General features: G+C 71.1%; 21 protein-coding genes. 1 reads left to right on the top strand and 20 read right to left on the bottom strand.

What is annotated here, in order from left to right; all coding sequences use genetic code 11:
- Positions 1-47: 47 nt before the first annotated feature.
- The 6 genes from AB0F56_RS31565 to AB0F56_RS31540 all read right to left on the bottom strand — a co-directional run bounded on the left by AB0F56_RS31565 (position 48) and on the right by AB0F56_RS31540 (position 5420).
- Positions 48-626 carry a dienelactone hydrolase family protein gene (locus AB0F56_RS31565; RefSeq protein ID WP_362015917.1) on the bottom strand — a complete coding sequence of 193 codons (579 nt, stop codon included), beginning with the start codon at positions 624-626 and terminating at the stop codon, positions 48-50.
- Positions 627-663: 37 nt separating this feature from the next.
- A complete protein-coding gene (locus AB0F56_RS31560; RefSeq protein WP_362015915.1) occupies positions 664-2250 on the bottom strand; it encodes a Na+/H+ antiporter in 1587 nt (528 codons plus the stop codon).
- A 125-nt stretch (positions 2251-2375) separates the two neighbouring features.
- The gene (locus tag AB0F56_RS31555; protein ID WP_362015913.1) at positions 2376-2843 is read right to left on the bottom strand and encodes a GNAT family N-acetyltransferase; all 468 of its coding nucleotides are present in this window, start codon (positions 2841-2843) and stop codon (positions 2376-2378) included.
- Entirely contained in the window at positions 2840-3781 is a 942-nt protein-coding gene (locus tag AB0F56_RS31550; RefSeq protein ID WP_362015910.1) for an RluA family pseudouridine synthase, read from the bottom strand. The genes AB0F56_RS31555 and AB0F56_RS31550 overlap by 4 nt, the downstream gene beginning before the upstream one ends.
- A 29-nt stretch (positions 3782-3810) precedes the next feature.
- Positions 3811-4446 (bottom strand): signal peptidase II, encoded by a 636-nt coding sequence (gene lspA, locus AB0F56_RS31545; protein ID WP_362015908.1) that lies wholly within the window; start codon positions 4444-4446, stop codon positions 3811-3813.
- A gap of 62 nt (positions 4447-4508) precedes the next feature.
- The gene (locus AB0F56_RS31540; RefSeq protein WP_362015906.1) at positions 4509-5420 is read right to left on the bottom strand and encodes a TraR/DksA family transcriptional regulator; all 912 of its coding nucleotides are present in this window, start codon (positions 5418-5420) and stop codon (positions 4509-4511) included.
- Positions 5421-6018: 598 nt separating this feature from the next.
- Here AB0F56_RS31540 and ileS point away from each other — a divergent pair.
- Positions 6019-9156 carry an isoleucine--tRNA ligase gene (gene ileS, locus AB0F56_RS31535; protein ID WP_362015904.1) on the top strand — a complete coding sequence of 1046 codons (3138 nt, stop codon included), beginning with the start codon at positions 6019-6021 and terminating at the stop codon, positions 9154-9156.
- Positions 9157-9319: 163 nt separating this feature from the next.
- On the opposite strand, the gene AB0F56_RS31530 is transcribed toward ileS, so the two are convergent.
- The 14 genes from AB0F56_RS31530 to AB0F56_RS31465 all read right to left on the bottom strand — a co-directional run.
- The gene (locus AB0F56_RS31530; RefSeq protein WP_362015902.1) at positions 9320-10432 is read right to left on the bottom strand and encodes a DivIVA domain-containing protein; all 1113 of its coding nucleotides are present in this window, start codon (positions 10430-10432) and stop codon (positions 9320-9322) included.
- A 55-nt stretch (positions 10433-10487) separates the two neighbouring features.
- The gene (locus AB0F56_RS31525; protein ID WP_352190508.1) at positions 10488-10778 is read right to left on the bottom strand and encodes a YggT family protein; all 291 of its coding nucleotides are present in this window, start codon (positions 10776-10778) and stop codon (positions 10488-10490) included.
- A 77-nt stretch (positions 10779-10855) separates the two neighbouring features.
- Positions 10856-11476 (bottom strand): cell division protein SepF, encoded by a 621-nt coding sequence (gene sepF, locus AB0F56_RS31520; RefSeq protein ID WP_362015899.1) that lies wholly within the window; start codon positions 11474-11476, stop codon positions 10856-10858.
- Positions 11477-11602: 126 nt separating this feature from the next.
- A complete protein-coding gene (locus AB0F56_RS31515) occupies positions 11603-12322 on the bottom strand; it encodes a YggS family pyridoxal phosphate-dependent enzyme (protein WP_362015896.1) in 720 nt (239 codons plus the stop codon).
- Positions 12319-13053, bottom strand: coding sequence for a peptidoglycan editing factor PgeF (gene pgeF, locus AB0F56_RS31510; RefSeq protein ID WP_362015893.1), 735 nt, complete (start codon positions 13051-13053; stop codon positions 12319-12321). Before pgeF ends, AB0F56_RS31515 begins: the two co-directional genes overlap by 4 nt.
- On the bottom strand, positions 13050-14261 hold the full coding sequence (gene ftsZ / locus AB0F56_RS31505) for a cell division protein FtsZ (protein WP_362015890.1): 1212 nt from the start codon (positions 14259-14261) through the stop codon (positions 13050-13052). The genes pgeF and ftsZ overlap by 4 nt, the downstream gene beginning before the upstream one ends.
- Positions 14262-14538: 277 nt before the next feature.
- Entirely contained in the window at positions 14539-15342 is an 804-nt protein-coding gene (locus AB0F56_RS31500; protein ID WP_362015887.1) for an FtsQ-type POTRA domain-containing protein, read from the bottom strand.
- A gap of 39 nt (positions 15343-15381) precedes the next feature.
- Positions 15382-16473 (bottom strand): undecaprenyldiphospho-muramoylpentapeptide beta-N-acetylglucosaminyltransferase, encoded by a 1092-nt coding sequence (murG, locus tag AB0F56_RS31495; RefSeq protein ID WP_362015884.1) that lies wholly within the window; start codon positions 16471-16473, stop codon positions 15382-15384.
- 6 nt (positions 16474-16479) lie between these two features.
- Entirely contained in the window at positions 16480-17820 is a 1341-nt protein-coding gene (ftsW, locus tag AB0F56_RS31490; protein WP_362015881.1) for a putative lipid II flippase FtsW, read from the bottom strand.
- Between the two features lie 54 nt (positions 17821-17874).
- Positions 17875-19299, bottom strand: coding sequence for a UDP-N-acetylmuramoyl-L-alanine--D-glutamate ligase (gene murD, locus AB0F56_RS31485; protein ID WP_362015878.1), 1425 nt, complete (start codon positions 19297-19299; stop codon positions 17875-17877).
- Positions 19281-20351 carry a phospho-N-acetylmuramoyl-pentapeptide-transferase gene (mraY, locus tag AB0F56_RS31480; RefSeq protein WP_189802264.1) on the bottom strand — a complete coding sequence of 357 codons (1071 nt, stop codon included), beginning with the start codon at positions 20349-20351 and terminating at the stop codon, positions 19281-19283. Before mraY ends, murD begins: the two co-directional genes overlap by 19 nt.
- On the bottom strand, positions 20348-21772 hold the full coding sequence (gene murF / locus AB0F56_RS31475; protein WP_362015875.1) for a UDP-N-acetylmuramoyl-tripeptide--D-alanyl-D-alanine ligase: 1425 nt from the start codon (positions 21770-21772) through the stop codon (positions 20348-20350). The genes mraY and murF overlap by 4 nt, the downstream gene beginning before the upstream one ends.
- Before the next feature lie 3 nt (positions 21773-21775).
- Positions 21776-23323, bottom strand: coding sequence for a UDP-N-acetylmuramoyl-L-alanyl-D-glutamate--2,6-diaminopimelate ligase (locus AB0F56_RS31470; RefSeq protein WP_362015872.1), 1548 nt, complete (start codon positions 23321-23323; stop codon positions 21776-21778).
- A 118-nt stretch (positions 23324-23441) separates the two neighbouring features.
- On the bottom strand, positions 23442-25340 hold a 1899-nt coding region (locus AB0F56_RS31465; protein ID WP_362015870.1), incomplete at its 5' end, for a penicillin-binding protein 2.

Raw genomic sequence — 25340 nt, 5'->3', positions numbered from 1 at the left:
GGAGAGCCCCCGCCGCACCCTCGCGCGTGTCCGCTCGGCCCTCCTGCTCAGCCCTCCTGAAGGCTCTCCAGGAACGCGAGCGCGATCGTCCAGGTCTGCTCGGCCGCGGCCTCGTCCCAGTCCGGCAGGTCGGGGTCGGTGAACAGGTGCCCGGCGCCCGGGTAGCGGTACACCTCGACGTCGGCGCCCGCCTTGCCCATCTGCAGGTACCAGGACGTCAGCCAGTCGTGCGGCTCGAAGGGGTCCGGGTCGGCGAGGTGCAGCTGTACGGGAAGGTCGTCGGCGGAGGCGTTCTCCGCGATGTCCGAGGTGCCGTGCAGCATGAGCAGACCGCGCGCCTTGTCGTCGCCGAGGGCGAGCGTCTGCGCGACCGAGGCGCCGAACGAGAAGCCCGCGTAGACCAGGCCGCGTTCCGAGTAGGGAGCGGCGGCCAGGATCGCCCGCTTCAGGAGCTCCTCCTTGCCGATCTCCTTCTGGAGCGCCATGCCCTCCTCGACGGTGTCGGCGGTCCGGCCCCCGAAGAGGTCCGGCACGTGCACCTGGTGGCCGGCGGCCCGCAGCCGTTCGGCCGCGGCCTCGACCGCCGGGCGGAGACCGTAGGTCGAGTGGAAGAGCATGATGTCCATGCGGTCCATCCTGCCAGCCGCCCCCGACAACCGGCGCTCACCGCATGCTGCGCACATCCAGCTGGCGCAGCACCCGGTCCACGACCTCGGGGTCGGCGCCCGGCTCGCTGCGCGCCGCGAGCACCTCGTGCCGGGCGGCGGACATCATCTCCCGCTGGATCCGCTGGACTGCCCTGAGCCGCCCGGCCCGCTCGGCGAAGGCCGCCCGCCGCTCCTCGTCCACCAGGTCCGGGCTGATCCGGGCCCCGATGTCGAACGCGCCGCGCTGGAGCCGCTCCTGGACCTCCTCCGGCAGCTCCTCGGTCTCCTCGACCTCCTTGAGGCGCCGCTTGGCCGCCTTGAACGCGCGCATCGCGAGCTCCCGCTCCAGGGCGCGCTCGGCGTCCGTGTCGGCGCGTACACCGAGCCGCTTGACCAGCCAGGGCAGGGTGAGCCCCTGGAGGACGAGTGTGGTCATGATCACGCAGAAGGCGATGAAGATGATCTCCTCGCGGAGCGGGAAGGGCTGTCCGTCGTCCGTACGCAGCGGGATGGCGAGCGCGAGCGCCACGGAGGCCACCCCGCGCATCCCGGACCACCACATGACGACGGTCTCCCGCCAGCTGACGGGGATCTCCTCGTCGTAGTCGCGCAGGGTGTGCAGCCGCTTGGCCAGCCAGGTGGCGGGCAGCAGCCACAGCAGCCGTACGACGATCACGACACCGGTCACGGCGGCGCCCCAGCCGATCATCTCGCCGAGCCGGCCGTCGGCGGTGCCGAAGACGTTGTGGAGCTCCAGGCCGATGAGCCCGAAGGCGATGCCGGTGACGAGGGTGTCGACGATCTGCCAGAAGGTCTGCCCGGCGAGCCGCCCCATCACGTCGTCGGCGTCGAGGGCGTTCTCCGCCAGGTAGAGGGCGACGACCAGGACGGCCAGGACGCCCGAGCCCCGCAGCTCCTCGGCGAGGACGTAGGCGACGAAGGGGACGAGGAGGGTGAGCCCGGTCTGCAGGGTGGCCTCGCCGAGGAGGCCCATGAGCTTGTTGCTGAGCCAGCCGAGGACGAGGCCGACGGCCACGGCGACGACGGCGGAGAGGACGAGTTCGAGGCCCGCGCCCTCCCAGCTGAAGCTGCCGCCGACGGCCGCGGCGATCGCCACGTGGTAGAGGACGATCGCGGTGACGTCGTTGAAGAGCCCCTCGCCCTCCAGGATCGAGACGAGCCGGCGCGGGAGGCCGAGCGAGCCGGCGACGGCGGTCGCGGCGACCGGGTCGGGCGGCGCGACCAGCGCGCCGAGGGCGACGGCGGCGGCGAGCGGGAGCGCCGGGAGGAGCGCGTCGGCGGTGGCGGCGACGGCGGCCGTGGTGACGAAGACCAGGGCGACGGCGAGCAGGAAGATGGGCCGCCGGTTGGCCGCGAACTGCCGCCAGGACGTGCGCTGCACGGAGGCGTAGAGCAGCGGCGGGAGGACGAGCGGAAGGATGTACTCGGGCGGGATGTCAACGTTCGGCACGAAGGGCAGGAACGCCATGACGACCCCGATGACCGTCATGAGCACCGGGGCCGGAAGACCGAGCCGGTCCCCGAGCGGCACGGTGAGCACCGCGCCCAGCAACAGCAGGAACAACAGGGCCAATTGATCCACGGGGCGCCCTCCCGGCCGCCCGACGGCAGGCACGGTCGATGATCGGGCCTCAACCCTGCCACGCCAGGGGGCGAATCCCCCCAAACCGCCGTGCGGCGCCACTCACGTGACGCCCCGGACCCTGCCTAGAGCGCCCGCCGCATCGCGCGGTGCGGGATGCCCGCGTCCGGGAACTCGGGGCCGTACACCTCGTAGCCGAGCCGCTCGTAGAAGCCGAGCGCGTGGGTCTGCGCGTGCAGGTCCACGGCCGTCAGGCCACGCTCACGGGCCGCGTCCTCGATGGCGCGCACCAGCGCCGCGCCAACCCCGAGGCCGCGCGCGGCCTTGGAGACCGCGAGCCGGCCGAGCGAGCCGACGGAGGCGTCGCCCCCGGTCTTGCCGACCGCGTCGGCGCCGTGCAGCAGCCTGCCTGTGCCGAGCGGAAGACCGTCCTCGCGCACGGCGAGGACGTGCACGGCCGTCACGTCGTACGCGTCGTACTCGATCTCCTGCGGCACGTTCTGCTCGACGACGAAGACCTCGCGGCGGACCGCGAAGCAGGCCTCCCGGTCCTCGTCCCCGATCGCCTCGCGGACCTCGTAGGCGGTGCTCACGCGCTCTCCGCCTCGATCCGGTCCAGCGCGTTCTGCAGGTCCGCCGGGTACGTGGACGAGAACTCGACCCAGCGCCCGTCGGAGGGGTGCTCGAAGCCGAGGCGCACGGCGTGCAGCCACTGGCGCGTCAGGCCGAGCCGCTTGGCCATCGTCGGGTCCGCCCCGTAGGTGAGGTCGCCGACGCAGGGGTGGCGGTGGGCCGACATGTGCACGCGGATCTGGTGGGTCCGGCCGGTCTCCAGCTTGATGTCGAGCAGGGAGGCGGCGCGGTAGGCCTCGATCAGGTCGTAGTGCGTGACCGACGCCTTGCCGTCGGCGGTCACGGCCCACTTGTAGTCGTGGTGGGGGTGGCGCCCGATCGGCGCGTCGATCGTGCCGCTCATCGGGTCCGGGTGGCCCTGGACGAGCGCGTGGTAGCGCTTGTCGACGACCCGCTCCTTGAACTGGGCCTTGAGCAGCGTGTACGCCCGCTCCGACTTGGCGACGACCATGAGCCCCGAGGTGCCGACGTCGAGCCGGTGCACGATGCCCTGGCGCTCGGCGGCCCCGGACGTGGAGATGCGGTACCCGGCGGCGGCGAGGCCACCGATGACCGTCGTCCCGGTCCAGCCGGGGCTCGGGTGGGCGGCGACCCCGACCGGCTTCATGATCACGACGATGTCCTCGTCGTCGTGGACGATCTCCATGCCCTCGACCGGCTCGGCGACGATCTGCACGGGCGCCGGGGCGCCGGGCATCTCGACCTCCAGCCACGCGCCACCGCTGACCCGTTCGGACTTGCCGACGACCGCGCCGTCGACCTGGACCTTCCCGGCGGCGGCCAGCTCGGCCGCCTTCGTACGGGAGAACCCGAACATACGGGCGATGGCGGCGTCGACGCGCTCGCCCTCCAGGCCATCGGGAACGGGCAGGGTGCGGATCTCGGGACTCGTACTCACCCGTCGAGTATGCCTTGTGCCGGGAGTGCTCAGTCCTTGTGGACGGTGCCGTCCGGGTCCAGGCCCCGGAAGGACAGGATCACGATCAGGAAGCCGCCGCAGACGATCGCCGAGTCCGCGAGGTTGAAGACGGCGAAGTGCGCGGGGGCGATGAAGTCGACGACCGCGCCCTCGAAGACGCCCGGGGAACGGAAGATCCGGTCGGTCAGGTTGCCCAGCGCACCGCCGAGCAGCAGACCGAGCGCGACCGCCCACCACGTGCTGTAGAGCTTGCGCGCGAGCCGGATGATCACGACGATCACCACGGCCGCGATGCAGGTGAAGATGATCGTGAAGGCCTCGCCCATGCCGAAGGCGGCGCCCGGGTTCCGGATCGCCTCGAACCTCAGCAGGTCGCCGATCACCTGGATCGGCTCGTGGCCCTCCAGCCTGGCGACCACGAGCATCTTGCTGCCGAGGTCGAGCAGGTACGCGATGAGCGCGACCACGAGCAGCGCGACGATCTTGCGCTTGCCCTTCGGCCGCTCGGCCGGAGCCTGGGCCTCGGCCGAGGCCTCCTCGCCCGAACCCGAGGCCGCTCCGCCCGTGGGTGCCCCACCCGAGCCGACCACGCCGTCAGCGTCGTCCGAATCCGGCGTACCGATGATGCGCTCCGCCTCTGCCACGTGAGTCCCTCAACCTAGGTGCCTGACTGTGCACGAGGGTACGGCACACCCCTTCGCGCCCGTCAGCCGCGGCGCTCCTGCTTCTGCTTGTCCTCGACGCAGAGCGTGGCCCTCGGGAAGGCCTGCATGCGCGCCTTGCCGATCGGCTTGCCGCAGACCTCGCAGAGGCCGTACGTGCCCGCGTCGAGCCGCTCCAGGGCGTGCTCGGACTGCTCCAGCATCTCGCGGGCGTTCGCGGCCAGGGCGAGCTCGTGCTCGCGCGTGATGTTCTTCGTACCGGTGTCGGCCTGGTCGTCGCCCGCGCCGTCCCCGGAGTCCCGCATGAGGCCGGTCAGCTCCTCCTTGGAGTGCAGCAGCTCGGCCCGCAGCCGGAGGACCTCGCTCTCCAGCTCGGCCCGGGCCTCGGCGACCTCCTCGGGCGTCCAGGGGTCCTCACCGGGCCGTACGGCCAGCTCGCCGGTGCGCGCCTGGGGAACCGCGGCCTCGCTCTCGGCCGTCGTGACGCCACCCGCGGTCTTCTTCGCTGCCACTGTCGCGGCTCCTGTCTGCTGCGCCTGCGCCGCGGAAGCGGCCTTCTTCTTGACTGCGCTCTTCTTCGCGGCGGCCTTCTTGGTCGCCGACGCCTTCTTCGCGGCCGCCTTCTTCGCCGGCGGCGCCTCGGTGGCCGGTGCCTTCGCGGCGTCGGCCTCGGCGGCGGCCTCGGTGACGGCCTTCTCGGCGGCGGGTGCCTTGGCGGCCTTCTTCGCCGCCGTCTTCCTGGCCGCGGCCTTCTTGCCCACCGCCTTGTTGTCCACCGCCTCCTCGACCACCGCCTTCTTGGCGACCGACTTCTTGGCGGCCGCCTTCGTCGTCGCCTTCTTCGCGACCGTCGACTTCTTGCCGGTGACGTCCTTGGCCGCCCCGCCGGTTCCGCCCGTGGAACCGTTGGAACCGGCGGTCGAGGTCTTCTTCGCGGCGGTCTTCTTCGCCACCATGTCGCGGCCCCTTCACATTTTGTGATCTTGCTCGCGAATCGTGCTGGGACGATAAATCGGCCCAAGGCCCGCGGCAACGGGGCACGCCGCCGTTCGCACCCGTCCCGTGCCGGTGGCAAGGCGAGTCTGCATCCGTTGTGCCCAGCTCCCCGCCCCGTAATCCGCCCCGCGACGACCTGCGAACTCCGGCCACGCCCGTATGCCCATTCGGGTCACGTCCGGCCGCCTCCCGTACCCCCCGAAAAGCGGTCTGCCGAGCCGCCCCCGGCCCCGTACACTGTGGGGGTACCCCCTTGCTCGAGCGCAGCCGAGAGCTTGGGGGAGAGCGAAAGGCTTGGATGGGGACGAGTAGCGTCGTACGCAGCCATGAGCGACCCGGGGACGGTGAGAGCCCGGGGGCGAGCCCGATGTGAACCATCACCCCGGAGCCGCCGGAAGAAAGCCGTCAGGCGACTAGAACCGGCATCGCGACCCCAATGAGGGGGCCGCGGGCGACGCACGCCCGGGGCCAAGGAGGGTGGTACCGCGGGAGCCGCGCAGCACGGCGCTCTCGTCCCTCCGGACGGAAACGAAGCAGTCCGCCGGAGGAAGCTCGCCGATGAAACCGCCGCAGTACCGCCAGGTACCCGCCCAGGTCGACCTGCCCGCCCTCGAGCACGCCGTGCTCGATTTCTGGCGCGAGAGCAAGGTCTTCGCCAAGACCCTGGAGCAGTCCGAGGGCCGCCCCGAGTGGGTCTTCTACGAGGGCCCGCCGACCGCCAACGGCATGCCCGGCGCCCACCACATCGAGGCCCGCGTCTTCAAGGACGTCTTCCCCCGCTTCCGGACCATGCGCGGCTACCACGTGGCCCGCAAGGCCGGCTGGGACTGCCACGGCCTGCCGGTCGAGCTCGCCGTCGAGAAGGAGCTCGGCTTCGCCGGCAAGAAGGACATCGAGGAATACGGCATCGCCGCGTTCAACGACAAGTGCCGCGAGTCCGTGACCCGCCACACCGACGCCTTCGCCGAGCTCACGACCCGCATGGGCTACTGGGTCGACCTGGACGACGCGTACCGGACGATGGACCCCGAGTACATCGAGTCGGTCTGGTGGTCGCTCAAGCAGATCTTCGACAAGGGCCTGCTGGTCCAGGACCACCGCGTCGCCCCCTGGTGCCCGCGCTGCGGCACCGGCCTCTCGGACCACGAGCTGGCCCAGGGCTACGAGACGGTCGTCGACCCCTCCGTCTTCGTCCGCTTCCCTCTGACCTCCGGCCCGCTGGCCGGCCAGGCCGCGCTCCTGGTCTGGACGACGACCCCGTGGACCCTGGTGTCCAACACGGCCGTCGCCGCGCACCCCGAGGTCACCTACGTCGTCGCGACCGACGGCGACGAGAAGCTCGTCGTCGCCGCGCCGCTGGTCGAGAAGGCGCTCGGCGAGGGCTGGGTGACCACCGGCGAGTCCTTCACGGGCGCGGAGATGGAGCGCTGGACGTACCAGCGCCCCTTCGAGCTGGTGGAGTTCCCCGCCGAGGCGCACTACGTCGTCAACGCGGAGTACGTGACGACCGAGGACGGTACGGGTCTGGTCCACCAGTCCCCCGCCTTCGGTGAGGACGACCTCAAGGTCTGCCGCTCCTACGGCCTGCCGGTCGTGAACCCGGTCCGCCCCGACGGCACCTTCGAGGAGGACGTGCCGCTGGTCGGCGGCGTCTTCTTCAAGAAGGCCGACGAGCAGCTGACCGCCGACCTGGACGCGCGCGGCCTGCTCTTCCGTCACGTCCCGTACGAGCACAGCTACCCGCACTGCTGGCGCTGCCACACGGCGCTGCTCTACTACGCGCAGCCGTCCTGGTACATCCGTACGACCGCCGTCAAGGACCGCCTTCTCGAGGAGAACGAGAAGACGAACTGGTTCCCCGACTCGGTCAAGCACGGCCGCTTCGGCGACTGGCTGAACAACAACATCGACTGGGCGCTCTCCCGCAGCCGCTACTGGGGCACCCCGCTGCCGCTGTGGCGCTGCGAGGACGGCCACCTGACGTGCGTGGGCTCGCGCGCCGAGCTGTCCGAGCTGACGGGCACGGACCAGGCGGAGCTCGACCCGCACCGCCCGTACATCGACGCGGTCACCTTCCCCTGCCCGGGCTGCTCGAAGACGGCGACGCGCGTGCCGGAGGTCATCGACGCCTGGTACGACTCGGGCTCGATGCCGTTCGCGCAGTGGGGCTACCCGCACAAGAACAAGGAACTCTTCGAGTCCCGCTACCCGGCGCAGTTCATCAGCGAGGCGATCGACCAGACGCGAGGCTGGTTCTACACGCTGATGGCCGTCGGCACGCTGGTCTTCGACAAGTCCTCGTACGAGAACGTGGTCTGCCTGGGCCACATCCTCGCCGAGGACGGCCGCAAGATGTCCAAGCACCTGGGCAACACCCTGGAGCCGATCGCGCTGATGGACCAGCACGGCGCGGACGCGGTGCGCTGGTTCATGGCGGCCGGCGGCTCCCCGTGGGCGGCCCGCCGGGTCGGCCACGGCACGATCCAGGAGGTGGTGCGCAAGACCCTCCTCACCTACTGGAACACGGTCGCCTTCCAGGCGCTGTACGCCCGTACGTCCGGCTGGGCGCCGAGCGCGGCCGACCCGGCGCCGGCGGACCGCACGGTCCTGGACAAGTGGCTCCTGTCCGAGCTGAACACGCTGGTGACCGAGGTCACCGGGGCGCTGGAGTCGTACGACACCCAGCGTGCGGGCAAGCTGATCTCCGCCTTCGTGGACGACCTGTCGAACTGGTACGTGCGCCGGTCGCGCCGCCGCTTCTGGCAGGGCGACAAGGCGGCGCTGCGCACCCTGCACGACGTGGTGGAGACGGTGACGCGGCTGATGGCCCCGCTCACCCCGTTCATCACCGAGCGGGTGTGGCAGGACCTGGTGGTTCCGGTGACCCCGGAGGCCCCGGAGTCGGTCCACCTGTCCACCTGGCCGGAGCCGGACGCGACGCTGGTCGACCCGACGCTCTCCACGCAGATGACGCTGGTCCGCAGGCTGGTCGAGCTGGGCCGGGCGACGCGGGCGGAGTCGGGCGTGAAGACCCGGCAGCCGCTCTCCCGCGCGCTCGTCGCGGCGACGGGCTTCACGGAGCTGTCCGACGAGCTTCAGGCCCAGATCACGGAGGAGCTGAACGTCACCTCGGTGGCCTCGCTCTCCGAGGTCGGCGGCAGCCTGGTCGACACGACCGCGAAGGCGAACTTCCGCGCGCTGGGCAAGCGCTTCGGCAAGGGCGTCCAGGACGTGGCGAAGGCCGTCGCGGCGGCGGACGCGGCAGCGCTGTCGCTGGCGCTGCGCAGCGGCGAGGCGACGCTCGAGGTCAACGGCGAGACCATCACGGTCGGCCCGGAGGAGATCATCATCACGGAGACTCCCCGGGAGGGCTGGTCGGTCGCGTCGGACGCGGGCGCGACGGTGGCCCTGGACCTGGAGATCACTCCGGAACTCCGCAAGGCCGGCCTGGCGCGCGACGCGATCCGTCTGATCCAGGAGGCCCGCAAGAACAGCGGCCTGGACGTGGCGGACCGGATCGCCCTGCGCTGGACGTCGGAGTCGGCGGAGACGACGGAGGCCCTGGCGGCCCACGCGACCCTGATCGCGGACGAGGTCCTGGCGACGGACTTCGCCGAGGGCGGCGCCGACGACAGCTACGGCGCCCCGTTCACCGACGAGGGCCTTGCCCTCACCTTCCGCCTCCGCAAGGCGTAAGCGGTACGCGAGGAAGGCCCGGCACCCCCAGAGGGTGCCGGGCCTTCGTCGTTCCCCGGAGGAGGGCGCCTCGCGCACGGCAAAAGGGCCGGGCCCCGGTTTCCCGGGGCCCGGCCCTTGCAGCCTGCCGACGGCTACGCGCTCATCGCGCGAACCGCCGCCGTCAGTTGTCGTCCTCGTCGATCAGGAAGCCACGCATCGGTGCGGGCGCCTGCTGCATCGGCTGCGGCGCCTGCGGCCGCACCGGTGCCATCGGCTGGGTCATAGCCGGGGACATCTGCTGCTGGCCACCGTAGGACGGGGCACCGCCCATGGACGGCGCGCCGCCCATGGTGCCGTTGCCGCCGTACGACGGGGCGCTCGCGCCGGCCGAGGCCATCGAGGGCGACGGCGGCAGCGAAGCCGTGGCCGGCGTCCGCGGCGGGGCGAGGGAGTCGTCCGCCTGGGTCTCCAGCTGACGCAGCTGCGACTCCAGGTACGACTTCAGTCGCGTCCGGTACTCACGCTCGAAGCCTCGCAGGTCCTCGACCTTGCGCTCCAGCGTCGCGCGGGCGGACTCCAGCGAGCCCATCGCCACGCGGTGCTTCTCCTGCGCGTCCCGCTCCAGCGCGTCCGCCTTGGCGCGGGCGTCCCGCTCCAGGCCCTCGGCGCGCGAACGCGCCTCGCCGACGATCTTGTTGGCCTCGGAACGGGCCTCCGCGATCGCCTGGTCGGCCGTCTGCTGGGCCAGCGAGAGAACCCGGGCGGCGCTGTCGCCACCGGGACCCTGCTGGGGCTGCTGCATCGGCTGCTGCATCTGCTGCGGGTGCCCCATGGGGCCACCCATCGGCTGGCCCATCGGGCCGCCCTGCATCTGACCGCCCTGCATCTGGCCGGGGCCGGGGCCCATCGGGCCGCCCTGCATCGGACCGGGGCCGTGGCCACCGGGACCGGCGGGGAGCTGCGGGGCACCGGACGGCAGCTGCGGCGGACCCATCTGCGGGGGCTGCTGCTGGACCGGCGGACCGGATATGGCGGCGGGCACCGGGGCGCCGGGACCGACGGGACGATCCTGCTGCTCCGGGGGCTTGCGCATGCCCTGCTGCTGCTGGTTCTGCGCGGCGGCACGCGTCGCGGCGGCCAGCTTGGCGCGCAGGTCCTCGTTCTCGCGGAGCAGGCGGGTCAGTTCGGCTTCGACCTCGTCGAGGAAGGCATCGACCTCGTCCTCGTCATAGCCTTCTCGAAGGCGGACGGTCGTGAACTGCTTGTTCCGCACGTCCTCGGGGGTCAGCGGCATCTCTTCTTCACCTCTACGTAGTCGTCGGCAGTCGGCAAGACCGTATCGTCCACATTCACCTCGCGAAGCCGCTCACGATGGAGATCAGGATGTAGACGATGATCATCAGAACGAAGAAGGACAGGTCGAGTGCCACGCCCCCGAGACGCAGCGGCGGGATGAACCGCCGCAGAAGCTTGAGCGGTGGATCGGTGACAGTGTAGGTGGCCTCCAGAACGACCACCATCGCCTTGCCGGGTTGCCATGAACGCGCGAACTGGAACACGTAGTCCATGACCAACCGGAAGATCAGCACGATGAGGAAGCACATCAGCGCGATATAGACCACCTGCAGTGCGACGCCCATCCCGCGCTTCCCTCTCCCCTGACTCTCGTGCTCTCGCTTGTCCGGCCTTCCGGCCGGCCGTTCCGGTCTTCGTTGTCTCAGCTCTGGTTGAAGAATCCGCCCTCTGCGATCCGGGCCTTGTCCTCCGCCGTGACATCGACGTTAGCAGGCGACAACAGGAACACCTTCTGCGTCACGCGCTCAATGCTGCCATGGAGCCCGAAGACGAGTCCGGCGGCAAAGTCGACAAGTCGCTTCGCGTCGGTGTCGTCCATCTCCGTGAGGTTCATGATCACCGGAGTGCCCTCACGGAAGTGTTCCCCGATGGTACGGGCTTCGTTGTAGGTCCGGGGGTGCAGTGTGGTGATGCGGTACGGCTCCCGCTCGGACACGACCTTGGGCATGATCACCGGCGCGTTCTTCTCCAGGCTCGGACGTTCGGGTGTGATGGACGCCACGGGGGCGATTCGTGCCGGACGTCCGCTTTCAGCGGAAAGCGGGGCGGCGTGCGCGACCGGCTCGCGGGGCGCGGGCTGCTGCACCACGCGCACCGGTTCCTCCCGCTCCACCTGGCGCGGGGGCTGATGGCGCCGCTCACGCTCGGGTTCCGGTTCCAGCTCGGGTTCGAAGTCGTCGTCGGGGTCAAAACCCCGGCCGTCGTACCCATCGTCCTCCACGAGGCCGAGGTAGACCGCCATCTTGCGCATCGCGCCGGCCATTCTCTGAGTCCTCCGCTCTGTGGTGGATCGGCCTCGTCGCCAAGTGCCCGTGATCCACGCGGTCCGCCCCCGCCGACCGGCGGGAATGACCATATTTTCTGCTGTGGTCCGACTTGCTTCGCGACGTTACCCGAGCCTGGGGCGGACACCCAGTACCGCCGTACCGATGCGCACATGTGTCGCTCCGGCAGCCACGGCGTCCTCGAGGTCCGCACTCATTCCCGCGGACACCATGTTCGCAGCCGGGCGGTTCGCGCGCAGGAGAGTCGACAAATCCATCAGGCGGTCGAACGCCGCACGTTGGCGCCCCGCGTAGGGCCCCGCGAGCGGCGCGACGGTCATCAGTCCGTCCAGCCGGAGCCCGGGTGCCGCGTCCACGGCGGCGGCCAACTCCTCGATGCCGTCAGGCCCGACGCCACCGCGCTCGCCGCGCTCGCCCGACTCGGCGTCGAGCGCGACCTGGACGAGACATCCCAGCTCGCGACCGGTCTTCTCGGCCGCGGCCGAGAGGGAGCCGACGAGCTTCAAGCGGTCGACAGACTGCACGACATCCGCATAACTCGTCACAGAACGGACCTTGTTGGTCTGCAACTGGCCGACGAAGTGCCAGCGGAGGTCCAGATCCGCGCAGGCCGCCGCCTTGGGGGCGGCGTCCTGGTCGCGGTTCTCCGCCACGTCCCGCACCCCGAGTTCGTGCAAGATCCGCACATCGCTCGCGGGGTAGGTCTTCGTGACCACGATCAGGGTCACTTCGGATCGCTCGCGCCCGGCGGCGGCGCAGGCCGCGGAGATTCGTTCCTCCACCCGCGCCAGATTCTCGGCGAGTTCCGTCTTACGATCCGTCATTTCCGTTCCAACCAGACATATCCCGCGAGTCGCCCTGTGGTGCGATCGCGGCGGTACGAGAAGTGGTCGCCCGACTCGAGAGTGCAGACTTCACTGGCCCGCCGGTCCTTGATCCCGAGCCGCTCCAACTGCGCGTGGACCCCGGCGGTGACGTCGACGGCGGGGGTCCCCCAGCTCGTCTCGGCGAAGGCGGCCGGTTCGACGGCGGCCACATCGGCCCGCATCGCCTCCGGGACCTCGTAGCAGCGCCCGCAGACGGCGGGGCCGGTACGGGCGGTGATCCGGGCCGGATCGGCGCCCAGTTCGATCATGGCCCGCACCGCGGCCGGTACGACCCCGGCGACCATCCCGGGCCGCCCCGCGTGGGCCGCGGCGACGACCCCGGCCACGGGGTCGGCGAGGAGCACCGGGGTGCAGTCGGCGGTCAGGACGGCGAGGGCGAGTCCGCGCCGGGCGGTGACGATCGCGTCGACCTCCGGAACCGGCCGGTCGCCCCAGGGCCCGTCGACCACCGCGACGTCGGGGCCGTGCACCTGGTTCATCCAGACGACCTGCCCGGGGTCGAGCCCGAGCTCCCCCGCGGCTCGCGCCCGGTTGGCCCGGACGGCCTGGGGGTCGTCCCCCACGGCGCCGCCGAGGTTGAGCTCCTCGTACGGAACGGCGCTCACCCCGCCCCACCTGTCGGTGAAGGCGAAGTGCGCGCCGCTCACGGGTTCGAGCCGGTCTATCACTTCAAGAAGTCCGGGACATCCAGCTCTTCGGCCTGGGTGTCCGGGTACGGGCGGGCCGTCGGGACCACCGGCGGGGTGACCGGCGGCAGCGTGCTCTCGGCCGAGGCGACCGGGGCCGGCTCGGCCGGGGCGGACGGCTCGTCGCGCGGGGCGACGGTGCCGAGGCCGCCGAGCGGGCGCTCGGTGGCGCGGGGCGCCGGGGCCGGCTCCTCGCGCTTGGCCGAGGCCGAGCTGAGGATGTTGTCCCGGCGGGCCGGCGGCTGGCCGCCGTCGAACCCGGCCGCGATGACCGTGACCCGTACCTCGTCGCCCAGGGCGTCGTCGATGACGGCGCCGAAGATGATGTTGGCCTCGGGGTGAGCCGCCTCGCTGACCAGCTGCGCGGCCTCGTTGATCTCGAAGAGACCGAGGTCCGAGCCGCCGGAGATGGAGAGCAGGACGCCCCGGGCGCCGTCGATGGAGGCCTCGAGGAGCGGCGAGGAGATCGCCATCTCGGCCGCCGCCACCGCGCGGTCGTCGCCGCGGGCGGAGCCGATCCCCATGAGGGCCGAACCGGCCTCGGACATGACCGACTTGACGTCGGCGAAGTCGAGGTTGATCAGACCGGGGGTGGTGATGAGATCGGTGATGCCCTGCACACCGCTCAGCAGCACCTGGTCGGCCGACTTGAAGGCGTCGAGCACGGAGACCTGACGGTCCGAGATCGAGAGCAGCCGGTCGTTCGGGATGACGATGAGGGTGTCGACCTCTTCGCGGAGCTCGGCGATGCCGTCCTCCGCCTGGTTGGCCCGACGGCGTCCCTCGAAGGTGAACGGCCGGGTGACCACACCGATCGTCAGGGCGCCGAGCGAGCGCGCGATGTTGGCCACGACGGGTGCGCCGCCGGTGCCGGTGCCGCCACCTTCGCCGGCGGTGACGAAGACCATGTCGGCCCCCTTGAGGACCTCCTCGATCTCCTCACGGTGGTCCTCTGCCGCCTTGCGACCGACTGCCGGGTTGGCCCCGGCCCCGAGGCCGCGGGTGAGTTCACGGCCGACGTCGAGCTTGACGTCGGCGTCGCTCATCAACAGCGCTTGCGCGTCGGTGTTGATCGCGATGAACTCGACGCCCTTGAGACCGACCTCGATCATTCGGTTGATGGCATTGACACCACCGCCGCCGACACCGATGACCTTGATGACTGCGAGGTAGTTCTGCGGTGCTGCCACGTCGAAGGCCTCTCGCCTCGAGTTACGTGTCGCCGCTTCGCGGTAGTCGCGCTGCGACGACGGATGCCGATTGGGACGGTCCGAAACGCCGACCCAAACCCTAACGTTGAAGTTTAGGGTTACCAGTGTCTCTGTTCGCTGGACTCTTCCGAACAGGACACTAAGTCGACAAGTGGCGCACGTTCAACGAACACGCCGAACCTCCCGTTTTTCTTTTCACCCTATGTGATCACCCATGTCGCTGGCCAACCAGGGCACTGGCCAGCGGGTATGCGCGTCAACTCCCCGACGCGGCGGGGGCCGTGGGGGCGCTTACATCGAAGTGCCCCGCTTTGGGCACCGCCTTCATCAGAGCGGTCAGGACCCGCGCCTTGACGGCACCGTCCTCGCCGCTGCCCCAGAAGACCGTGCGGCCGCCGCTGAGCTCCAGAGTGATGGAGTCGTACGAGGTGACGCCGACGACACGAGTGTCCCGGGCGATTTTCTCGGGGAGTTCGCCCGTCACGCCCACGGCCTCGCGCAGCAGCCGGTCCTCGTCGAAGCGGCGCAGGCTCGGTGCGGAGCCGGCTTTCAGGACGAGCTCCGGCACGCCGGACGGGGCTTTGTCCACGGTCGCGAATCGCGTTCCGGCGGAGTCCACTTCAATGAACTTTCCGCCCTTTTCCACCACGAGAACGGGCTGCCGTTCCGTCACTTTCAGACCGATTCCGTGCGGCCAGGACCGAAAGACCTCGACCGTGTCGATTCGGGGCAGTTTCCGCAGCAGTCGCGCCTCGATGGCGTCCATGTCGACCGAGACGAGCGGGGACCCGATCGGTACGGCGGCGACCTCCTCCACCTCACGAGGCGTCAGAACCCGCGTGCCGGAGGTCGACACCCGCTCCACCCGCAGCCAGCTGGAGCCGTAGAGCGCCCAGATTCCACCGGCCACGATCAGGACGAGGCCGAGCACGATCAGCAGCAGGCGCGTCCCAGGCGCCCGGAATCCCTGATTCCGGGCGCCTGGACGGGAGGAGTCCGGTTCCGACGACCCCTTCGGCTCGCGTGTGCCACGCTTCTCCGCTGTCGTCGGTCCCGACACGTGCCCTGCCTCCTGTGCTGTGCGGGCGCGGCCCGCCGCCTACGAGCGCCGCGCGGCGATCGCCTCGTACACCATGCCGACGAGCAGGTCGTCGGCGTCCCGGCGGCCGAACTCGGCGGCGGCGCGGGACATCTCGTACAAGCGGTGCGGATCGGCCAGTACGGGCAGGACGTTGCCCTGCACCCACTGCGGCGACAGCTCCGCGTCGTCGACGAGCAGTCCGCCGCCCGCCTTGACCACCGGCTGGGCGTTGAGCCGCTGTTCGCCGTTGCCGATCGGCAGCGGGACGTACGCGGCGGGCAGCCCGACGGCCGAGAGCTCGGCGACGGTCATCGCGCCCGCGCGGCAGAGCATCATGTCCGCCGCCGCGTACGCGAGGTCCATCCGGTCCACGTACGGTACCGGGACGTACGGCGGCATCCCCGGCATGTTGTCGACACGCGGCACCTCGTTCTTCGGGCCGACCGCGTGCAGGATCTGGATGCCCGAGCGCTGGAGCACCGGGGCGATCTGCTGGATGACCTCGTTGAGGCGCCGGGCGCCCTGCGAGCCGCCCGAGACGAGCAGGGTCGGCAGGTTCGGGTCGAGACCGAAGGCGGCGCGCGCCTCGGGCCGGACCCGGGCCCGGTCGAGGGTGGCGATCGTGTGCCGCAGCGGGATGCCGATGTAACGGGCGCCCCGGAGCTTGGAGTCCGGGGTGGCGACGCCGACCCCGGCCGCGTACCGCGAGCCGATCTTGTTGGCCAGGCCCGGCCGGGCGTTGGCCTCGTGGACCACGATCGGCACCCCGAGGCGCTTGGCCGCCAGGTAGCCGGGCAGCGCCACGTAGCCGCCGAAGCCGACCACGCAGTCCGCCTTGGTGCGCTCCAGGATCTGCTCGGCCGCCTTGATGGTGCCGCGCAGCCGTCCGGGGACGGTGATCAGCTCAGGGGTGGGCTTGCGCGGCAGCGGCACGGCGGGGATGAGCGCCAGCTCGTAGCCCCGCTCGGGCACGAGCCGGGTCTCCAGACCCTTCTCCGTCCCGAGCGCCGTGATCCCCACGCTCGGGTCCTGCCTGCGCAGGGCGTCCGCGAGGGCGAGCGCGGGCTCGATGTGGCCGGCGGTCCCCCCACCGGCGAGTACGACATGCACCGAAATTCACCGCTCTCCGGACGGACGCTTCTTGACGCGCCGTCGCATCGACTTCCCAATCATCCCGGTCCGCTTGCCCCAACCGGGGCGCCGCATGGCCAGGGCCGCTTTCGCGGCGGGATCCTGTCGCGCGAAGGCGATGAGGAGCCCGACGGCGAACATGGTCGGCAGCAGGGCCGACCCTCCGTAGGAGAACAGCGGGAGCGGGACACCGGCGATCGGCAGCAGACCGAGCACCGCACCGATGTTGATCACGGCCTGCGCCGTGATCCAGGTGGTCACACCTCCCGCGGCGTACCTCACGAAGGGGTCCTCCGTGCGTCCGGCCACGCGGATACCCGCATAGCCTAGAGCCGCGAACAGGGCGAGTACCGACAGCGTCCCCGCCAGCCCCAGTTCCTCCCCGGTGACGGCGAAGATGAAGTCGGTGTGCGCTTCGGGTAGTTGGCCCCATTTTTCCACACTGGCGCCCAGTCCGGAACCGAACCATCCGCCCGAGGCCAGAGCATAGATGCCGTGGGCCGCCTGGAGGCAGGGCGCACCCTCTCCCCCGGGGTCGGTGGCGCCGATGCAGGCGAAGCGCTTCAGCCGGTTGTCGCTGGTCCTGATCAGCAGGAAGCCGATCGTCCCCGCGACCGCGAGCACGCCGACGAAGAGCCGGGTGGGCGCGCCGGCGGTCCACAGCAGGCCGAAGAGGATCGCGGCGAGCACGATCGCCGTGCCCATGTCCCCGCCGAGCATGATGAGGCCGAGCAGCAGGAACGTTCCGGGCACCAGCGGGACCAGCATGTGCTTCCACTGGGTGAGCAGTTTCATGTCCTGCTTGCGGGCGAGCAGGTCCGCGCCCCACAGGATGAGCGCCAGCTTGCCGAACTCGCTGGGCTGGAGCATGAACGGTCCGCCCAGCGAGATCCAGTTCTGGTTGCCGCCGACGGCCTTCCCTATCCCGGGGATCTGCACGAGCACCATGAGGAAGACCGCGCCGACGAGGATCGGGTACGCGAGCGCCCGGTGCAGCTTCACCGGCATCCGGGAGGCCACCAGGAGCAGCGCGGCGCCGAGGACCGCGGCGAAGAACTGCTTGCGGAAGAAGTACGAGGGCACCAGGTCGTAGCGGAGCGCCGTGATCATCGAGGCGCTGTAGACCATCACCAGGCCGAGCGTGGTGATGAGCAGCGCGGCGCCGAGGATGACGTAGTACGCGGTGAGCGGCCGGTCCCAGGCCCGCCGTGCCTGCTCGTACATCCGCCGTACGCCGGCGGCGCGGGGTGGGCGGGACGGCGCGGGCGCGCGGCCTCCGCCGCGGTCGGCGGAGGGCCTGCGGGTCCCGGCGGTTCTGCTCGGCATGGTCGCTGTCCCCTCCAGTCGGGCCCGGCGTCGCCGGACCTCCTTGCCCGCAGGTCAGCGCCCGGTGGCGGCGAGGGCGCGGACGGCGTCCGCGAAGGCCTCGCCCCGCTTGTTGTAGTTGGTGAACATGTCCATCGAGGCGCAGGCCGGGGCCAGCAGGACGGTGTCGCCCGGCTGCGCGAGTCGCGCCGCCTCCTGGACCGCCTCGGACATCGCCCCAGTGTCGGTCCGGTCGAGGTCCACGACCGGGACCTCGGGGGCGTGTCGCGCCAGGGCTTCGCGGATCAGCGCGCGGTCGGCGCCGATCAGGACGACCCCGCGCAGCCGCTGCGCCGACTTGGCCACGATCTCGTCGAAGGTGGCGCCCTTGGCGAGACCGCCGGCGATCCAGACGATCGGGTCGTAGGCCGCCAACGAGGCTTCCGCGGCGTGGGTGTTGGTGGCCTTGGAGTCGTCGACGTAGGCCACGCCCTGGATCTCCTCGACCAGCTCGATGCGGTGCGGGTCGGGCCGGAAGGCCCGCAGTCCGTCCCGTACGGCCTTCGGCTCGACGCCGAAGGCGCGGGCGAGGGCGGCCGCGGCGAGCGCGTTGGCGATGTTGTGCGGGGCGGGCGGCTGGACGTCCGCGACGTCGGCGAGCTCCTGGGCCTGCTTCTGCCGGTTCTCGACGAAGGCCCGGTCGACGAGGATGTCCTCGACGACGCCGAGCTGGGACGGACCGGGCGTACCGAGGGTGAAGCCGATCGCGCGGCAGCCCTCCTCGACGTCGGCCTCGCGGACCAGGTCCTCGGTGGCCTTGTCGGCGACGTTGTAGACGCAGGCGACGGTGTTGCCCTCGTAGATCCGGCCCTTGTCGGCGGCGTACGCCTCCATGGAGCCGTGCCAGTCGAGGTGGTCGGGCGCCAGGTTGAGCACGACGGCCGAGTGGGCGCGCAGGGAGGGCGCCCAGTGGAGCTGGTAGCTGGAGAGTTCGACGGCGAGGACGTCGTACGTCTCCTCGCCGAGGACGGCGTCGAGGAGCGAGACGCCGATGTTCCCGACGGCGGCGGTACGCAGCCCGGCGGCCTCCAGGATCGAGGCGAGCATCCGGACGGTCGTGGTCTTGCCGTTGGTGCCGGTGACGGCGAGCCAAGGAGCGGCATCGGGGCCCCGGAGTCGCCACGCGAGCTCGACGTCGCCCCAGACCTCCACGCCCGCCTCGGCGGCGGCCGCGAAGAGCGGCTTGTCGGGCCGCCAGCCGGGGGTCGTGACGATCAGCTCGGTGCCTTCCGGCAGGGTGTCGCCGTCGCCGAGGCGGACAGTGATCCCCTCGGCCCGCAGCTCCTCCGCCTGCGCCCGGGAGCGCTCGTCGTCGCCGTCGTTGACGACGGTCACGACGGCGCCGAGGCCGTGCAGGACGCGGGCGGCCGGGATCCCGGAGACCCCGAGACCCGCGACGGTGACCCTCTTGCCGTTCCAGCTCACTTTTCGGATGCCCATCCCGCGTAGAAGAGGCCCAGGCCCACGATCACGCACATGCCCTGGATGATCCAGAACCGGACGACGACCAGCACTTCCGACCACCCCTTGAGTTCGAAGTGGTGCTGGAGCGGGGCCATCCGGAAGACGCGCTTGCCGGTCATCTTGAACGAGCCGACCTGGATGACCACCGACATGGTGATCAGCACGAACAGGCCGCCGAGCAGGGCGAGCAGCAGCTCGGTGCGGGAGCAGATGGCGAGACCGGCCAGCGCGCCGCCGAGGGCCAGCGAGCCGGTGTCACCCATGAAGATCTTGGCCGGCGAGGTGTTCCACCACAGGAAGCCGAAGCAGGCACCCATGAGGGCGGAGGCGACGACCGCGAGGTCGAGCGGGTCGCGGACCTCGAAGCAGGCGTTGGGGTTGGTCAGGGTGACCGCGTTGGCGCAGGACTCCTGGAACTGCCACAGGCCGATGAACGTGTACGCGCCGAAGACCATCACCGACGCGCCGGTGGCCAGGCCGTCCAGACCGTCCGTCAGGTTCACGCCGTTGGACATGGCGAGAATCATGAAGAGCGCCCAGACCACGAACAGGACCGGCCCGATGGCCCAGCCGAAGTCCGTGATGAAGGAGAGCTTCGTGGAGGCGGGCGTGAGCCCGCGCAGGTCCGCGAACTGCAGCGAGAGCACGGCGAAGGCGATGCCGACGATCAGCTGGCCGGCCATCTTCGCCTTGGCCCGCAGACCGAGCGACCGCTGCTTGACGATCTTGATGTAGTCGTCGAGGAAGCCGACGAGACCCATGCCGGCCATCAGGAAGAGGACGAGGACGCCCGAGTACGTCGGGTCCTCACCGGTGATGACCTTGGCGAGGGCGTACGCGATGAGCGTGGCCAGGATGAAGGAGATGCCGCCCATGGTGGGCGTGCCCTTCTTCCCGGCGTGGCCGCGCGGGCCGTCGTCACGGATGAACTGCCCGTACCCCTTGCGGGCAAGGAGCTTGATGAGCAGCGGAGTGCCGATCAGGGTCAGGAAGAGCCCGATGGCGCCCGCGAAGAGGATCTGCCTCATCGGCCCGTGACCTCGCTCTCGGAGTCGAGGAGAGCAAGGGCGACCTGCTCCAGACCGACCGACCTGGACGCCTTCACAAGGACGACATCCCCCGGGCGCAGCTCACTGCGCAACAGGTCGACCGCCGCCTGCGCGTCGGACACGTGCACCGACTCCTCACCCCACGAACCCTCGTTATATGCGCCCAGTTGCAACCAGGACGCTTCCCTGTCCCCGACCGCGACGAGCTTGCTGACGTTGAGCCGGACGGCCAGCCGTCCGACCGCGTCGTGCTCGGCGAGCGATGCGTCCCCGAGCTCGGCCATCTTGCCGAGCACCGCCCACGTACGGCCCCCCTGGGCCTGTGCGGCCCGGCCCATGGCCGCGAGCGCGCGCAGAGCGGCTCGCATGGACTCGGGGTTCGCGTTGTAGGCGTCGTTGACGATCGTCACGCCGTCCGGACGCTCGGTGACCTCCATGCGCCAGCGCGACAGGGTGCCCGCCTCGGAGAGCGCGGTGGCGATCTCCTCCACGGGCATGCCCAGCTCATGGGCGACGGCGGCCGCGGCGAGCGCGTTCGACACGTGGTGCTCACCGTACAGGCGCAAGGTCACGTCACTGCACCCGGTGGGTGTGTGAAGCCGGAATGAGGGCTGTCCGGCAGCGGTGAGGTGCACGTTCTCGGCACGTACGACCGCTTCGTCCGACTCTCCGAACAGGGTCACGCGCGCGTGGGTCCGTGCGGCCATGGCGCGGACGAGCGGGTCGTCGGCGTTGAGGACCGCCACTCCGCCCTTGTCGGCGGGCGGCAGGGCCTCGACGAGTTCGCCCTTCGCCTGGGCGATCTGCTCGCGGCCGCCGAACTCGCCGATGTGGGCGGTGCCCACGTTCAGGACGAGTCCGATCCGCGGCGGGGTCAGTCCGGTGAGGTAGCGGATGTGACCGATGCCGCGGGCGCCCATCTCGAGGACGAGGTGCTGGGTGTCGTCGCTCGCGCGCAGCGCCGTCAGCGGCAGCCCGATCTCGTTGTTGAGCGAGCCGGGCGTCCAGACGGTGGGCGCGTGGCGCTCCAGGACCTGGGCGATCAGGTCCTTGGTGGAGGTCTTGCCGGCCGAGCCGGTCAGCGCGACGACATCGGTGCCGAGGCGTTCGACGACGGCGCGGGCGAGCGCGCCGAGCGCCGCCTGGACGTCGTCCACGACGATCGCGGGCACACCGACGGGGCGGGCGGCCAGCACCGCTGCCGCGCCCGCCTCGACGGCGCGGGCCGCGTAGTCGTGGCCGTCGACCTGTTCGCCGGCGAAGGCGGCGAACAGGCTGCCGGGCTTCACCTCACGGGAGTCGATGACGACGGGACCGGTGATCCGGACGGCCGGATCCGGTATGTCGTACGACTGCCCGCCGACGATTTCGGCGATCTCGGCGAGAGAGAGGGCGATCACAACTTATCCCTGACTGTTCTTGAGGCTGCGTTCAATCGCTTCGTGCAGGACCTGGCGGTCGTCGAAGGGGCGGACCACCCCGGCGATGTCCTGGCCCTGCTCGTGGCCCTTGCCGGCGACGAGCACGGTGTCGCCCGACTGCGCGCGGGCCACGACCGCCGCGATGGCGGAGGCCCGGTCGGCGTCGACCAGGACGTCGCCGCGCTCGTGGGCGGGCACCTCTGCGGCGCCCGCGAGCATCGCGGCCAGGATCGCGAGGGGGTCCTCGGAACGGGGGTTGTCGGAGGTCAGTACGGCGGTGTCGGCGAGGCGCGCCGCGGCGGCGCCCATCGGGCCGCGCTTGGTGGTGTCCCGGTCGCCTCCGCAGCCGAGGACGATGTGCAGCTTGCCCTCGGTGACCTTGCGCAGCGAGCGCAGGACCGATTCGACGGCGTCCGTCTTGTGGGCGTAGTCGACGACCGCGAGGTACGGCTGGCCGGCGTCGACGCGCTCCAGGCGGCCCGGGACGCCGGGCACGGCGGCGATGCCGTCGGCGGCGGTCTGCGGGTCGATCCCGGCGACGGCCAGGGTGACGATCGCGGCCAGGGTGTTGGCGACGTTGAACGGGCCGGGCAGCGGGGCGGCGGCGGAGATCCGCTCGCCCTCGGGGCCGAGGACGGTGAACGTGGAGCCGTGGGAGCCGATCTCGACGGACTCGGCGCGCCAGTCGGCGTCCGGGTGGCCCTCGGCGGAGAAGGTGACGACCGGGATGCCGGACTCGGTGGAGAGCCTGCGGCCGTACGCGTCGTCGAGGTTGACCACGCCCCGCTTGCTGCGCTCGGGCGTGAACAGCCGCGCCTTGGCCTGGAAGTAGTCCTCCATGTCGGAGTGGAACTCCATGTGCTCCGGGCTGAGGTTGTTGAAGACGGCGACGTCGAAGACGCAGCCGTCGACCCGGCCGAGCACGAGCGCGTGGCTGGAGACCTCCATGGCGACCGCCTCGACACCGCGTTCGCGCATGACGGCGAAGAGCGCCTGGAGGTCGGTGGCCTCGGGGGTCGTCCGTTCGGACTTGATGCGCTCGTCGCCGATCCGCATCTCGACCGTGCCGATGAGGCCGCTCCTGCGGCCGGCCGCCTTGAGGCCGCCCTCCACCAGGTAGGCGGTGGTGGTCTTGCCGGAGGTGCCGGTGATGCCGATCTGGAGGAGGTCCTCACCCGGCCGGCCGTAGATCTCCGCGGCGAGCTCGCCCATCCGGCCGCGCGGCTCCTCCACGACCAGGACCGGCAGGCCGGTCGCGGCGGCGCGGTCGGCGCCGGCCGGGTCGGTGAGGATCGCGGCGGCGCCGAGACCGGCGGCCTGGTCGGCGAAGTCGGCGCCGTGCAGCCGGGCGCCGGGGAGGGCCGCGTAGACGTCGCCGGGGCGTACCGCCCGCGAGTCGTGGGTGATGCCCGTGACGTCCGTGTCGCCGGGCGTCTCGATTCCGAGCCGTGCGGCCAGGTCGCCCAGGGGTGTCGGGCGGGCCTGCTCCGGGCGGGGCGGGGTGGTTCGGTACTGATCAGCGTGTGGCACGGCGGTGAGCGTACCGGGCCCACCCGCCGCGGGGCCAAAAGAGGCCCGGCCGTCGCCGGAGTTCGATTTCCGGTTCCCGGAATCGGGGGTGATCGTGCTCACTGGTGCTCCCGGGGTGTCACTCGCTGTCCTTGAACGTGACCGGCAGTCGGGCGGGCTCGCTGCCGGTGGGGGCCACATGGAGCGTCTTGAGGGCGAACTCCATGACCTTCTTGTAGATGGGGCCGCAGATCTGGCCGCCGAATTCGCTGCCCTTGGTGGGGTTCTGGATCGCGCAGTAGACCGTGATCTGCGGGTCGTCGGCGGGCGCGAACCCGGCGAAGGAGGCCGTGTACCCCCAGTAGCCGCCGCGTTCGGGGTCGAAGCGGTTGGCGGTGCCCGTCTTGCCCGCGACCCGGTAGCCGGGGATGCGGGCCTTGGTGCCGGTGCCCTCGCGGTCGTCGACCACGGACTCCAGCATCTGCGCGAGGGACTTGGCGGTCTTCTCGCTGACCACCCGGGTCTGCTCCGGAGCGGGCGCCGGGGTGAACCGGCCGTCGGGCCCCTTGGTGCCGCGGACGAGCGTCGGCTCGATCCGTACGCCTCCGTTGGCGATGGTCGAGTAGACCGAGGTGGCCTGCATGGCGTTGATCGACAGTCCCTGGCCGAAGGGGATCGTGTACTGCTGCGAGGTCGACCAGTCCTGGGGCTTGGCGAGGATGCCCGGGGTCTCGCCGGGGTAGCCGAGTCCGGTGGGGCTGCCGATGCCGAACTTGCGCAGGTAGGAGTGGAGGACCTGGTTGGCCTCGGCCTGGGTCTTGCCGAGCTGGCCGGCCGCCAGGATCGTGCCGATGTTGCTGGACTTGGCGAGGACGCCGTTGAGCGTCAGGTACCAGGTCGGGTGGACGATGTCGTCCTTGAAGCTCCGGTCGCCGCGGTGGAGCCGGTTGGGCACGACGACATGGGTGTCGGGGGTCGCCACGCCCTCCTCCAGGACGGCGGCCATGGACATGACCTTGCTGGTGGAGCCGGGCTCGTAGGCGTCCTGGAGGGCCGCGTTGCCCATCGCGGCGGCGTTGGCCGCGGAGAGGTCGTTGGGGTCGAAGCCGGGGGCGTTGGCCATGGCCAGGACCTCGCCGGTCCTGGTGTTCTGCACTATCACGTAGCCGCGGTCGGCCTTGGACTTCCGCACCTGCTCGGTGATGGCCTTCTGCGCGGCCCACTGGATGTCCCGGTCGATGGTCAGCTCGATGTCGGAGCCGGGCACGGCCGGGGTGCCCTGGGAGCCCGCGGTGGGCACCTGGCGCCCGCCGGACTGGGCGAACTTGATCTTGCCGTCCTCACCGGCCAGTTCCTTGTCGAGCTGGGACTCCAGGCCGCTGGCGCCCCGGCCCTCGGCGTTGACGTACCCCAGTATCCCGGCGGCCAGCTCCCCGTTGGGGTACACGCGCTTGGTGCTGGGCTCGCTGAGGATCCCGCCGAGCAGGTTGATCCCGTTGCCGCCCGCGGAGGCCTTGGCCTTCTCCCCGTAGACCTTCTTGAGGTCCTTGATCTGGTTCCAGACCTGGGGGGTCTGCTTACGGGCGAGCAGGGTGTAGCGGGACTTGGGGGTACGGAGCTTCTTGGCGAGCTCTGCGGGCTCCTTGCCCAGGAGCGGCGCGAGGAGCGCGGCGGCCTGCTCGGGGGCGTCCTTGACCTTGCTGTCCTCGAGGGTGAAGAGCTTGGGGTCGGCGGTGATGTCGTACGCGTCGACGCTGGAGGCGAGCGCGACTCCGGAGCGGTCGGTGATCTCGCCCCGCTCGGCGGAGAGCGTGTACTCCTGGAAGCGGTGGGCCTCGGCCTTGGCGGCCAGCGTGTTGGCGTCGACGGCCTGCACCTGGAGCAGCCGGACGACGAAGGCCAGCATGACGAGGGTCAGGCCCAGGGAGACGAGCCGCAGCCGGGGCTTGGGGCTGCCGAGCCGGATCGTGCGCACCTTCCGCGCCGGCGGGCGGGGCGCGGGCCTGCGCGGGGCGCCGGAGCGGGCGGCGGCGGCCGG

This window comes from Streptomyces sp. NPDC026092 (assembly GCF_040638605.1).
Taxonomy (GTDB): domain Bacteria; phylum Actinomycetota; class Actinomycetes; order Streptomycetales; family Streptomycetaceae; genus Streptomyces.
This window is presented reverse-complemented; position numbering and strand designations above follow the sequence as displayed.